The organism is Nitrosomonas sp. (assembly GCF_040240425.1).
Taxonomy (GTDB): domain Bacteria; phylum Pseudomonadota; class Gammaproteobacteria; order Burkholderiales; family Nitrosomonadaceae; genus Nitrosomonas.
Window position 1 is genome coordinate 71,073 of sequence record NZ_QPHG01000013.1, and the last position, 12,261, is coordinate 83,333.

The following is a 12,261-nucleotide window of genomic DNA, read 5'->3' on the forward strand; positions in this document are numbered from 1 at the left end:
ACGCGGACTCAATCCCCGGCATTCACAATCACCTTGTTGCGCCCTCTTTGTTTCGCCTGATAAAGCGCTTTATCGGCTGCTTCGCTCAGGCTCACAGCATCGGAAAAATGCGCGAGATCGGCAATCCCGCAGCTGAAATTGACTGAGAATTCTTCATCGTGGCTCAGATGCAGCAAACGCGAGAAAACTGTGCGTATCTCATCGATCACTTTGGCCGCCGATGCCGCATCGGTATCGTTCATGATCACGGCGAATTCCTCGCCGCCATAACGCCCGACTATATCCGTTTCGCGCAAGCGCTGTTTCAGCAACCGCGCCAGACTCTTGAGCACACGATCGCCTGCGGCATGTCCGTAGGTATCGTTCACTTTCTTGAAGAAGTCGATATCCACCATCGCCAGTGAGAGCGGCGAATTCAGGCGGCTGGATCGTATCACTTCGCGCGCCAATTCTTCCTTGATCGCGGTGTGATTGAGCAAGCCGGTTAAACCGTCATGAATCATCAGCGAACGCAAAAAGCGCGCGCGCGTCGCCCGTGTCGTCACGGCCGAAACCAAATGCCCGGCCCCGATCGGTTTGACCAGAAAATCATCACCGCACAAACTCATGGCTTCCGCTTGCGTATTGAAATCATTTTCCGAAGAAAGATAGACGATCGGAGTGCTCAGAAAACCATCGATTTGCCGGATGACCCGCGCCAGTTCAACACCATTACACCCCGGCATATACAAGTCCATCAGAATCAGGTCGGGATTGAAATCATTCAATGCGCCCAGCAGCTTCAGCGGCTCGACCACGGTTTTCACCAGCATCCCGGCTTGTTCCAGTATTGCGGCATGGTACGCCAATATGGTTTGGCTATCGTCCACAATCAAAACCCGGAACGGCTCCTGAATTTGCGATGCAGTAATCAAATCGAGCTGATCGATCAATTCAGTGGAGTTGATCGGTTTGGGGAAATACGCCACGCCGCCGGCACGCACGGCACCGAGCCGGTACGCCATAGCGTCGTGCGTTGAGATAAAGATCACCCGAGCCGGTTGCGCCAGCTCTTTCTGAATCTGTTCCATGATCAGAATCCCACCCATTTCATCTTCCGGAAACTCAACATCCATCAGAATGATGGCATCGGGCCTAAGCTGCACGGCAGTGCGGAATTTATCCAGATGGTTGAATACTTCCACTTCGTAACCGTAATAGCGCAGTTGCAATGCAAGTTCCTGAGCGGCTTCGGTATCCGCTTCCACGACATATATCAGGCTGGATGCCTGCCCATGTGGCAACAATGCGCTTTCGTCATGGGCTGATGAAGCGGCTTCCTGTGTTTGTTTGGATTCCTGCTCGATAGAAATCCGCTTCAAGGCATCGATCTGCTGCAAAATCCGGCTCGATTGCGAATCGTCTAACGGGGTCGTAACCTGCAATAGGCTTTTCAGGATTTTTTCCAGCGCACGTGCTTCCGTACTCAGCTCCGGGTAACCGAACGTTTTACCATTGCTAACCAAATGGTGCACGGAACGATGCATTTCCTGCAAAGCTTTGCTATCCCATTCCGATCGCAGCTTTTGCCATAGAGATTCAATTTCACTGATCCGGTGCGGCAGCTCTTGCGCAAATGCAGCCAACACCAAACGCATCCTCTCCTGAAATTCTTTGTGCTCTTTAGTAATCATGATAAGGTATCCAATCCTGCCTACTCTTTGCAGTTTAATGCATAGGATTTATGTCTCTGTGATAAAACCTGCCGTGCCGCGGCAGTCAGAGCAAAAGCATCCATTGCGGGTTAACGTTTCTTACGATCTGTATATCTTTTGCAGCCAGTGTATTCAAAAAAAGGAAATTCAATCTCACAATCTAACCCCTAAAAGTCGATCACTAAATTAATTTACTTTTAAATTTCATTAGCATCATATAGAGAACTGAAAGTGAAATGTCAAAATCATCTCTATCCGGGCTTTTTTATTATCGGTTAAATGCACTCGTCACCGTTTTTACCCAATTCCCTGCGCGCTATGTATTACGCCCTATTCAGCAGTATTGGCCAGATTAGAAGATAAATAAACATTTCCCCAACAACGCTTATCACTCATTTGCAATTATGCAACACACAACACGCTTCTGGATCCTACTCGTCACCATCGTCATCGCCACCACATTCATAGTGTTTGCCCTTGGCCCGCTTCTGACCGCTCCGGCACCCACAGCGGTGAGTACGCTGTCAGCAGATTTTCCGGTCGAATCCGTGGAAATTCCTTCACAACAAGGAGTCACCGTGCATGGCTGGCTAGCTCGCGGAAAACCCGGTGATGGTGTTTTGCTGCTGGTACATTCGATGCGTAACAACCGGATGGAAATGCTGAGCCGGGCGCGATTCCTGAAGGATCAGGGATACAGTGTGCTGTTTATCGACCTGCAAGCGCATGGGGAAACTGCCGGAGATCACATTACGTTCGGTTTGCGCGAAGCGGAAAATGTCGAAGCATCCGTCGCTTTTCTGCGCAAGACCTTTCCGTCCGAGCGAATGGGCGCGATCGGCGCTTCTCTGGGTGCAGCCGCAATTGTGCTCGCGCAGCAGAATCTGAAGCTGGATGCCGTCATTCTGGAATCGCTTCACCCCACCCTCGAAGAAGCGGTTGATAACCGGTTAAAACTGCATTTTGGCGATCATGGTTCAATCCTGTTGCCGCTCATGCTGTGGCAATTATCGTTTTACCTGGATGTTTCCCTGGATGCGCTAAGTCCGATCACGCGGATCAATAACCTCAACGCGCCCGTATTGTTCATTTCCGGTACGCATGATGTGCACACAACGCAACCGGAAACCGAACGCCTGTACGCCGCGGCAAGATTTCCCAAGGAATTATGGATTGTCCCCGGCGCGCAGCATTTCAATATGCACAGCTATGCTGGCAGAGAATACGAGCAGCGCATCAGTGATTTTCTGTCCTATTATCTGCGCCCGCATGATGACGGATAACACAGCATCATTGCGGCTCTCACGAGCACAGCTATGATAAAGTGCTTGCCTGTTTTAGAATGCGTATTTCCGCTTTTGTATCCACTCAACAAAAAGAGCTCAACATGAATCATTATCAGAATATTTTGCTCGCTGTCGATTTCTCCGATCATGGCCAGGCTGTCGCACAAAAAGCGCAATCGCTGGCAAAGCAGTTTAATGCGCAGCTTCACATCATTCATGTGCTGGATAATATTCCCATGCCTGATACACCTTATGGCACTGTGATTTCACTCGATGAAGACTCCTCGGACGATTTATTGGAAGCGGAAAAAAACAAATTCATACGGATGAGCGATCAACTCGGTATTGCGGCGGAACGGCGCTGGCTGATCTGGGGCGAACCGCAACAGGAAATTATCCGGCTCGCCGCGCAAGAACGGATCGACTTGATTATCGCCGGTTCTCATGGGCGGCACGGATTGGCGGTACTGATGGGTTCGACGGCGTCAGGCATTCTCTATCACGCGCAATGCGACGTGCTTGCCGTTCACCTGTAGCGCGTCAGGAAATCACACTGGTGTGATCGGGTAGCGTCAGCTTCTCCAGAATTGCCACCACTTTTTTCCGCCCACTTCGGGCAATTCGGTCAAAAAGTAACTTTGCGGAAAATTGATTCGCATCACGCGTTCCGCATCCTCGCGCAAATCGTGCATCCCCAGCGCTTCATAGGCTTTGATCATAATATACAAGGCTTCTTCGGTAGCCGGTGTGCGGGGATATTCCTTCACCACGTTTTGCGCCCGGTTGGCCGCGGCGACATAGGCTTTGCGCTTCATATAGTAACGCGCGACGTGAATATCGCTCATGGCGATGGAATTCAGCAAATAAGCCATCCGCTGTCTGGAATCGGCCGCATATTTGCTCTCCGGGTAACGTGTCACCAGTTCCTTGAAATTCTCAAACGACTCGTATGAAGCTTTTGAGTCGCGCTCGCTCATGTCCTGCTTCAGCGGGCCTCTCAGCAAGAATCCCATCATGCCCCAGTTATCATTAAAGTTCGCTAATGCTTTAATATAATAAGCATAATCTACATTCTGATGATTCGGATGCAATTTGATAAACCGGTCTGTTGCCGCGATCGCGGAAGCATGCTCTTCGTTTTTATAATGCGCATAAGCAATTTCAAGCTGCGCCTGCTGCGCAATCCGGCCATAGGGATAGCGTGCCTCCAATGATTCATACAGCTTGATAGCCGCAGTATAATTGCCCTCATTAAGTTTTTCTTTCGCTTCCGAATAAAACTTATTGGCCGACCAATCCTGCTGATCTTCCGTTCGATCCTGCAATAATTTGCACGCGGATAACGTTAACAACAGAATAAAAGCTAAACTACGTAACATGACGAATTCCATAAAAAACAAAGATGCAGCCGGGGATTATAGCGTAAAGCCGCCAGCGCAAGCACGCAATGAACTTGCAGCGCTTGTCATTGAATTAACGATTCCCGCAGATTATGCCGGCTTACGTCTTGATCAAGCGTTGGCGAAGTTGTTTCCCGATTGGTCGCGCAGCCGGTTGCAAACTTGGATTGGTGAAGACAGGGTCACGCTGGACGGGGTGAAAACCAGTGTAAAACAGAAAGTGTGGGGAAATGAACATATCCGGATTTTGCCTCAGGACAGTGCTGCGGAATCCGTGTACACGGCGGAAGCGATCAGCCTGACCATCGTGTACGAAGATGAAGCGCTCATCGTCGTCAACAAACCCGCCGGTCTCGTTACCCATCCGGGCAATGGCAACTGGCAGGGCACTTTGCTGAACGCCTTACTGTACCACGCGCCGCAATTGGAAAGCGTGCCGCGGGCCGGTATCGTTCATCGCTTGGACAAAGACACCAGCGGATTATTAGCCGTAGCCAAAACGCTCGAGGCACAAACAAACTTGGTGCGCCAGTTGCAGCAGCGTACGGTGAAACGCGATTATCTGGCGCTGGTTTTAGGTGAAATTACACAAGCGGGCAGTGTCGATGCACCCGTCGGACGCCACCCCGTTCACCGCACGAAAATGGCGATAACCCGCACAGGTAAACCGGCAGTTACGCATTATCAGGTGCTCGAGAATTTTTCCGGTTGCACTTTACTGCAATGCAGTCTTGAAACAGGCCGCACACATCAAATACGGGTGCATATGCATTCCATCGGACACCCGCTGGCGGGCGATCCTGTTTACGGCGGCAATCCCAAGAATATCCAACAAGCCATCGGACAACGATTAGCTGATTTCCCCCGGCAGGCACTGCACGCTCAGAAACTGGCGCTCACGCATCCGCAAACACAACAAATGCTGGCATGGGAGGCCGATATACCGGCCGATATGAATAATCTATTGCACACAGTGCGGCAATACAACCAGCCGGATATTGCAGAATAAAAAAATGCGCCCAAGGGCGCATTTTTTTGTTTCATATCTCATAACTCTCGTCACATGTATCAAACTATTAACTTAGAAAGGCAAAATCGCATCCAGTGAAAATACGATCTGATCCTTGTTGCCGCCAAAAGGCCGGTAAGCCGAAGCTTGCAGCGATTCGTGCAATGCATCCACCCGGTCATAACGGATATTAGGACGTACATTCAAGTGTTTCAGTCCTTGCCAGCCGATTTTTAATGTTTTAGCTGCTTTCCAGTTCGCGCCGAGGGTCACTGCATAATAATCGGCGGGTGTACTGGTACCCAGCAAGCCGATGTTACTCGCAAAACTTCTTCCCGTATAATCGGTTGCCGCAGTCACCCTGCCCGGTGCAAACACACGGAAGCCGTCACGGTCACGAAACCATTCAGCCCGCACACCGACCGATACATCCGGCGTCACGTCGTAGTAAAAGTGAGAATTAACGCCATACCATTCCGCATCTTTAACAACACCGGAATATATGTTATTAAATAACATGACGTTATCTGCAAAACCGTGATCATGTTGCAAAATCAAGTGCGTTTTGTCCGTGAATTTATGTTTCAGGACGATGCTGTACATTCCCCAAAAACTGCTGTTGCGCGTTGAAGTCGTACTGCCGGTACCACTGACATTGAGAGAAGTGTTGTAATCATCACTGCTCCAGGTGACACCACCGATCCCGCCCCAATTTTCCATTTGTTTGTCAAAATTACCATCCCAGCCGCCTGTTCCGCTACCACCGATGGTCCCAAACATCGCCACGATGTTTTTATTCACGTTGTAGTTACCCAATACACCGGTATGCGTGAAAGGTTCACCGTACTGCATCGTATAGGCATGGGTATAGAAGAAGTTATTGGGTGCTGGAACCGATTCATACCCGATTGGTGTATAGAAATGGCCCACTTTAATATTCAAACCATTACCAACTGGCGCATATATCTCGGCAAAGGCTTGCGGAATTGCAATACCGTACGTGCGGCTGGAATTACAGCATATCTCCAGATCCCAATTACCTCTATCCGCCAACGGCCTGCCGTTATTCACATCGAAAGCGGGATTACCGTAAGCTTGGGTGAAAATAGCATCGGTACCGAACAGGAAATCAGCCCGGAAACCAAAATCCCAACCTTTCCCTTCTGTTTTTACCCCGCGTTGTATGAAGAAATTTAATTGATTTAACTGAAACCGGTTCGCTTGATCCGCGAAAGTAACCGGCCCCATGAAACCGTGTGTCTGACTTGGATTAAACGTTGCACCGCCTTGCACCCAGCCACCAAATTCAATACCGCTATTTTTAATTGCTTTGGCAAAAGGATTATTATTTAAACTGTCGATACTCATCACGCTGTTTGCATGAACACCAGATGAACTCATACCAAGCAGCAACAACCCTCCTGCCACAGCATGCGTCATCTGTTTTTTGACGATCGCTTTATACGCCATTCTTCCCCCCCTTTAAAAAAGACTATAAAAAATAAACAAATAACAGAGCCAAAAACCATAACTAGCACATGGATTGAACTCTAACACCGAATTGCTTGAAGGGTCAACGCAAACCTTTGGGATATTTGACTGATCAGAAAAAATACAATATGGAAAGATTGTGTTGCGTACTTACGTTACTGATACTTGATCCGACACCAAAGTATTAGCGGGAACACACGCTTAATATTTAATTTTCCTACAATCCGTAGGCAATATCCTTATATTTATCCTATATCTTAACGCTGTAATACACCCACTGCTGTTAAAGTTTTGAAACTGCCGCTCCGTTAAAAGCAAATCCGATACTGACAGTTAAATACAGGTTAGCGCCCCATGACCCAATTGACTAGTCCATTGAGCAAATTTTTACGATTAACTTTAAGTAAACAATTATGGATTTGATACCCATACAAACAACAGACTTGATGGTTGGCCAACCGCTGCCGTGGGATTTATTCGATCAGGGTCGTCAACCCATACAAAAACGCGGTTACATCTTCAAGACGGAAGATGAGTTAAAGCAACTGGAAGAATTACCGGTCTTCCGCATGGAAAAACAAGATCCGGAACAAGCAGAACCGGTTGCTCATTCACCGGAAAAAACCGGCTTTGAAGATATGCATCTGAAAGTAGGCCATAAAATGCATCTTACTTTAGCCACGTATTCAAAAAATGCCAGCGAAAACAACTCATGCGCGGTCTCCATGATCGGCTATGTGCCAGACAGCACTTTAATTGTTTCCATGCCTGCATCCGATCAATTAATCGGCGAACCTTTTATTGAAGGCGATCAAATTCACGTGCGATTAATCACCGGGCAATATGCGTATAAATTTACCGCTTTTGTCGACAAGATTATTAGAGTGCCTTTTAAATACTTACACTTATCTTTCCCCAAAGAGATACAGGGTCAAAGTATCCGGAAGTCACGCCGAATCAAATGCAATTTCCCTGCAACGGTTGCTGAAAAACCAATCCCGATCAGCATCACGGATCTCAGCATCTGCGGTGCCGGAATCACTTCAAGCCTGCCATTGGGAACATTAGGTTCGGAAGTCACGCTATCTTTTGCTATCGCCTTACATGACAGGGAAATACCCTTATCCATTAAAGCGACCATCAGATCCGCCAAGCAAAGCGCGAAGAAAAATCAGAAAATAATCTGCACGGGTGTTGAATATACCGGCATCAAACCGGATCAAGTATTCGCGCTACGTCACTTGATTTATCAGGAAATAGTCGAGCATCCGGAAAATGTGATTTAAACGATGGTGAGGACTCTTCTCACCATCGTTTCCCGTCTACCAGAAACTCCAATTACCCGTCACCACAATCCATATACCCAATACCGCATTGGTTACCCCATGCGCGAGAATCGGCAACCACAGTGTTCTGCTGCGCGTGTATAACAGACCATAAATAATACCGGCAAATAACCCGGCCAGCCATAAGCTGTGCGCTAGCGCAAATAAGGCGGCTGCGATGCCGAAGGCTTTAATTCCCACTTGTGCCGGATTGACGGTCAGAAAATTGGGATGCTCAATCCAGCGCATCAGGAACGAACGCCAGAAAAGTTCTTCCATCACCGGAACCACCAGCGCCGCGCCGATGATTCTAACTGTCACAAGAAACCAGTCAATTTCACCGTTATCACGCGGATCAAACCCCACCGCGTCACCCATCACCATCCAATCCGCGGTCAGATTAATCCACGCGATAAAGACCACGATACCGGCGACCAGCGCGGCCCCCCAAATCCGGAAGCCCGCACCATCCGGCCAGCGCAATTCGCTGTACGCGCTGCGCATCGCCCACAACAAACCGGCCACGACCGCGATTTTCACCGCATAAAGCAAACGCAATTCATCGGCTTGCCAGCCAAACTTCAACAACAAATCTTCCAATATCATGAAAAAAACATAGGCGGCAAAAGGCGCAATCCGGTACAGATTCGTGCGATCAATCATTGATCAATTCCTTATTAAATTTCTGTGATGGGCGACGAACAATAACAGCGGGTATTCAATCCATGGATCTCATCCCAGCCAGTGTATAAGAGCGAGCAAAAATCAAAATAGCAATAAAAACCAGTTACCTGTGCTTTATCGAACATTAAGGTTAGCCGCGTCGCAATGAAATCACAACACCAGCGGCAATTCCTGTTGCCGGGAAGCCTCCACCGCCGGCACAGCAGTCTCGGCGCACAGCGCGCTGACTTTCACGCCTAATAACCGGATCTTCTTCTGCAACGGTACCCTGCGTAAACACTCCCCGGCAGCACGGCGTATCCGGGCTGGATCGTTGGTATAGGCCGGTAGAGAAAAATCGCGCGTGATAGTGCGAAAATCCTCGAAACGCAGCTTGATACTGATGGTACGCCCAGCATAGCCCTTGCGTTTCAAATCAGCGGCAACCTGCACGCACAATGCGGTAAATGCCTCGGATAAACCAGGACGATCCTGGCGCGGATGCAGGTCGCGCTCAAACGTTGTTTCCCGGCTGATGGATTTGGGCTCTGCATTCGTAATCACCGGACGCTGATCGATACCGCGCGACACCTCATACAGCCAAGCCGAGTAACTGCGCCCGAAGTGCATCTGAAGCAAACTCAATTCGGCGCGCGCCAATTCGGCAATCGTCGTAATACCCAGTGACGCGAGCTTATTCGCCGCTTTGGGGCCGATACCGTTGATTTTCCGCACCGGCAACGGCCAAATCCGCTCCGCGATGTCATCAAACGCCAGGATGGTCAAACCATCGGGCTTCTCCAAATCAGAGCAAATTTTTGCCAACAGTTTATTCGGCGTGATGCCAATCGAACACGACAACCCGGTCGCGTCTTTCACCGCTTGTTTAATTCGTCTCGCCAGCGGCAGCGTATCTTCCGGCAGACCAGTCAAATCGATATAGATTTCATCAATGCCGGAATCTTCAATCTGCGCGGCAACACCGGCAACCGCACTTTTGAACAAACGCGAATAATGCCGGTAAATGGGAAAATCAACCGGCAGCAGAATCGCATCCGGTGCCAGCTGCGCGGCTTTCATCACTCCCATGGCGGAATGAACACCCAGTGCACGCGCTTCATACGTAGCGGTCGTAATGACACCGCGCCCGGCATAATCGCGCAGACGGTAAAAATGCCGCTTGCCATCCGCTTGCAACACCGGCTGGTGCTCGTCCCGCCCGCCGATCACAACCGGCAAGCCACGCAACTCGGGATAACGCAGCAATTCGACCGATGCGTAAAAAGCATCCATATCCAGATGCGCGATGCGGCGTTTCGGGGTATTCATTGTTTACACGATAGCAAAATGAGGATTGTGATAAATTACACCATAAAACCAATATCAATGAGTGTGGCCACTTCTTTGGCAATCATCCTTTTACTTTTATTATTCAGAATTGAACGATCCACAAAGAAAAACAATATGCATTGGACAGTCTATATCCTACGATGCGCCGATGGAAGTCTGTATACCGGGATCACAACGAATCTGACACGCCGGGTCAAAGCCCACGACGCAGGTAAAGGCGCGCGATATACCCAAGGCCGCGGGCCATTCCAGCTAGTACACCAAGAATTCCACAAAAACCGCGCAGAAGCGACAAAAAGAGAGCTATCGATAAAATCCCTATCCCGCAGCCAAAAGCTGGAATTAATTTCCGCATACTCAAAATCTTGAACAGCAGCGTGAAGAACACAAAAGAATCATCCTGTCCGTGTGGCAGCGGCAAACCATACAGCAGCTGTTGCGGCCGTTATCTGGATCAAAACGAAACCGCCGCCACGGCGGAAAACCTGATGCGCTCACGCTACACCGCGTATACGCTAAAGCGCGAAGACTATCTGCTGGCCACCTGGCATTCCAGTACACGCCCTGCATCACTGGACTTGATCGGGCAACCAGCGCAGCAATGGCTGGGATTAACCGTCAAACGGCATGAACAAACTGCTGCGGATCGAGCGATAGTGGAATTCGCCGCACGTTACAAAATCAACGGCCGGGCGAACCGCTTGCACGAAATCAGTAACTTTGTGCGAGAAGGAGGGTTGTGGTTTTATGTGGATGGCGAGATTCTGTGAATTTTGCGGGATTGCGTTCCAGCACGCCCGGTTCTCCGAATCGCAAAAGATGTTCCGCAAGCGCTTAAGGCGATATTTTATTTCCCACACCAAAAAATTGTGCGATCAGGGTCATAAGGTCAACGATCGGTTGAATATTCCGCGCACCAACAAAAAACCGGCCCTCTTCGATCATATCGCCCCATAAGAACATCCCCAGCCCGCCAATTTCCTTGCGTTGACTCAATAGATAGGCATATTGGTACAGTTGATCCAATAGTGTTTCGACATCATCAAAGAGTTTGTCCGCCAAGAATCCTCCGGGGACTAAAAATAATTTACGGCCTATCGGATTCGCTGATTCGAGCGCCTGCATGGTATCCCACACCCCTGATCCATACTCTATTTGCGAGTAATAGCCAAGTTCCGGCGAGCCGCAGAAATAAAAATTACCATAACAATCAAAACCCAAGTACTCGGCATCATCAAGCATAATCGCGAGTTCATCGGGGTAAGCCTGTTTTTGCAAGACTAACTCAGCCCAAGCCTCAATATGCATCACACCAGCCCCCGGAAATTGCTGTCTGAGCAATCGCCCCACCGATCTCAATGTGGACAAAGTGTCTGCATAGCGATTTTCGATATCCTGGCATGCCTTGGGTTTTCCTTCGTTACACGCCTTTCGTATCGTCCACAAGGGTTCATCGAGTAAAAATAAAATCTCGCGATGACGCACGACAGACATCTCAATTGCATCAATAATCCCATACGGATCATTCCGGTACAGGCCTGTTTCCGGATCAAACAGAAGCGTGCCAATCGAAATCACCGGAAGCATCTTGTACACATTGGCATCAAGATAGCGTGTAATGTCATCGATATTTTTCGGTGAGAATGCAAACGCATTACTGAATTTTGCTATTTCATCGATGTGCTCGACCTCATTCAGAAATGATCCAATGATTTTTTGAGGCCGATCGGTATTGAAATACGATGCTTGAATATCAACCGGAGATAACAAAATAACCAGTACAAAAGCAATATACTTATCCATGCGTCCTCCATCATTTTGACCATGAATTCAGTATAAGGCCATGATTAATATTGTTCTGTGCGAAAACTCACGGACTTATCACGATTAAACTGTAAGAAACCTCAGGGTTGTTTACAGAGAGGTTGATTGAAATAAGCGTTGAGTATTTCATAAGGGGTGGCATTATTCAAACTCTTATGAGGCTTAACGGTATTGTAGAAGTTAATGAAACGGAGAAGCTGAATGCGTCGATCGGCGCAG

Annotated in this window: 13 protein-coding genes; 6 read left to right on the forward strand and 7 right to left on the reverse strand. The window is 48.8% G+C overall.

Annotated features, from left to right (window positions below; translation table 11 throughout):
- Nucleotides 1-8 precede the first annotated feature (8 nt).
- A complete protein-coding gene (locus DU481_RS06915) occupies nt 9-1,673 on the reverse strand; it encodes a GGDEF domain-containing response regulator (protein ID WP_350133481.1) in 1,665 nt (554 codons plus the stop codon).
- A gap of 425 nt (nt 1,674-2,098) precedes the next feature.
- Between DU481_RS06915 and DU481_RS06920 the strand changes: the two genes are divergently transcribed.
- The gene (locus DU481_RS06920) at nt 2,099-2,977 is read left to right on the forward strand and encodes an alpha/beta hydrolase (RefSeq protein WP_350133482.1); all 879 of its coding nucleotides are present in this window, start codon (nt 2,099-2,101) and stop codon (nt 2,975-2,977) included.
- Between the two features lie 104 nt (nt 2,978-3,081).
- Entirely contained in the window at nt 3,082-3,516 is a 435-nt protein-coding gene (locus DU481_RS06925) for a universal stress protein (RefSeq protein ID WP_292669060.1), read from the forward strand.
- Nucleotides 3,517-3,552: 36 nt separating this feature from the next.
- Here the strand turns inward: DU481_RS06925 and DU481_RS06930 are convergent, their stop codons facing one another.
- Entirely contained in the window at nt 3,553-4,359 is an 807-nt protein-coding gene (locus DU481_RS06930; RefSeq protein ID WP_090317985.1) for an outer membrane protein assembly factor BamD, read from the reverse strand.
- Between DU481_RS06930 and rluD the strand changes: the two genes are divergently transcribed.
- Complete coding sequence (gene rluD, locus DU481_RS06935; protein WP_350133483.1) at nt 4,358-5,389, forward strand: 23S rRNA pseudouridine(1911/1915/1917) synthase RluD; 1,032 nt, start codon at nt 4,358-4,360, stop codon at nt 5,387-5,389. The genes DU481_RS06930 and rluD overlap by 2 nt on opposite strands.
- Before the next feature lie 72 nt (nt 5,390-5,461).
- On the opposite strand, the gene DU481_RS06940 is transcribed toward rluD, so the two are convergent.
- Nucleotides 5,462-6,859, reverse strand: coding sequence for a porin (locus DU481_RS06940; protein WP_121167220.1), 1,398 nt, complete (start codon nt 6,857-6,859; stop codon nt 5,462-5,464).
- A gap of 434 nt (nt 6,860-7,293) precedes the next feature.
- On the opposite strand from DU481_RS06940, the gene DU481_RS06945 reads away from it, so the two are divergent.
- Entirely contained in the window at nt 7,294-8,166 is an 873-nt protein-coding gene (locus tag DU481_RS06945; RefSeq protein ID WP_350133484.1) for a flagellar brake protein, read from the forward strand.
- Between the two features lie 36 nt (nt 8,167-8,202).
- Here the strand turns inward: DU481_RS06945 and DU481_RS06950 are convergent, their stop codons facing one another.
- Together DU481_RS06950 and dinB are read right to left on the reverse strand one after the other, a co-directional pair.
- Nucleotides 8,203-8,868 carry a CAAX prenyl protease-related protein gene (locus DU481_RS06950; RefSeq protein ID WP_350133485.1) on the reverse strand — a complete coding sequence of 222 codons (666 nt, stop codon included), beginning with the start codon at nt 8,866-8,868 and terminating at the stop codon, nt 8,203-8,205.
- A gap of 171 nt (nt 8,869-9,039) precedes the next feature.
- A complete protein-coding gene (gene dinB / locus DU481_RS06955; RefSeq protein WP_350133486.1) occupies nt 9,040-10,197 on the reverse strand; it encodes a DNA polymerase IV in 1,158 nt (385 codons plus the stop codon).
- 135 nt (nt 10,198-10,332) lie between these two features.
- On the opposite strand from dinB, the gene DU481_RS06960 reads away from it, so the two are divergent.
- Both DU481_RS06960 and DU481_RS06965 read left to right on the forward strand, forming a co-directional pair.
- Nucleotides 10,333-10,587 carry a GIY-YIG nuclease family protein gene (locus tag DU481_RS06960; RefSeq protein WP_350133487.1) on the forward strand — a complete coding sequence of 85 codons (255 nt, stop codon included), beginning with the start codon at nt 10,333-10,335 and terminating at the stop codon, nt 10,585-10,587.
- Between the two features lie 8 nt (nt 10,588-10,595).
- A complete protein-coding gene (locus DU481_RS06965) occupies nt 10,596-10,988 on the forward strand; it encodes a YchJ family protein (protein WP_350133488.1) in 393 nt (130 codons plus the stop codon).
- A gap of 64 nt (nt 10,989-11,052) precedes the next feature.
- On the opposite strand, the gene DU481_RS06970 is transcribed toward DU481_RS06965, so the two are convergent.
- Entirely contained in the window at nt 11,053-12,021 is a 969-nt protein-coding gene (locus DU481_RS06970; RefSeq protein ID WP_350133489.1) for a hypothetical protein, read from the reverse strand.
- A gap of 101 nt (nt 12,022-12,122) precedes the next feature.
- Entirely contained in the window at nt 12,123-12,245 is a 123-nt protein-coding gene (locus DU481_RS06975; protein WP_350133491.1) for a hypothetical protein, read from the reverse strand.
- Between the last annotated feature and the right edge of the window lie 16 nt (nt 12,246-12,261).

What these genes read in the sequence shown, in the direction of transcription:
- DU481_RS06915 (WP_350133481.1), bottom strand. Translation starts at nt 1,673, where the DNA reads ATGATTACTAAAGAGCACAAAGAATTTCAGGAGAGGATGCGTTTGGTG.
- DU481_RS06920 (WP_350133482.1), top strand. Translation starts at nt 2,099, where the DNA reads ATGCAACACACAACACGCTTCTGGATCCTACTCGTCACCATCGTCATC.
- DU481_RS06925 (WP_292669060.1), top strand. Translation starts at nt 3,082, where the DNA reads ATGAATCATTATCAGAATATTTTGCTCGCTGTCGATTTCTCCGATCAT.
- rluD (WP_350133483.1), top strand. Translation starts at nt 4,358, where the DNA reads ATGACGAATTCCATAAAAAACAAAGATGCAGCCGGGGATTATAGCGTA.
- DU481_RS06930 (WP_090317985.1), bottom strand. Translation starts at nt 4,359, where the DNA reads ATGTTACGTAGTTTAGCTTTTATTCTGTTGTTAACGTTATCCGCGTGC.
- DU481_RS06940 (WP_121167220.1), bottom strand. Translation starts at nt 6,859, where the DNA reads ATGGCGTATAAAGCGATCGTCAAAAAACAGATGACGCATGCTGTGGCA.
- DU481_RS06945 (WP_350133484.1), top strand. Translation starts at nt 7,294, where the DNA reads ATGGATTTGATACCCATACAAACAACAGACTTGATGGTTGGCCAACCG.
- DU481_RS06950 (WP_350133485.1), bottom strand. Translation starts at nt 8,868, where the DNA reads ATGATTGATCGCACGAATCTGTACCGGATTGCGCCTTTTGCCGCCTAT.
- dinB (WP_350133486.1), bottom strand. Translation starts at nt 10,197, where the DNA reads ATGAATACCCCGAAACGCCGCATCGCGCATCTGGATATGGATGCTTTT.
- DU481_RS06960 (WP_350133487.1), top strand. Translation starts at nt 10,333, where the DNA reads ATGCATTGGACAGTCTATATCCTACGATGCGCCGATGGAAGTCTGTAT.
- DU481_RS06970 (WP_350133489.1), bottom strand. Translation starts at nt 12,021, where the DNA reads ATGGATAAGTATATTGCTTTTGTACTGGTTATTTTGTTATCTCCGGTT.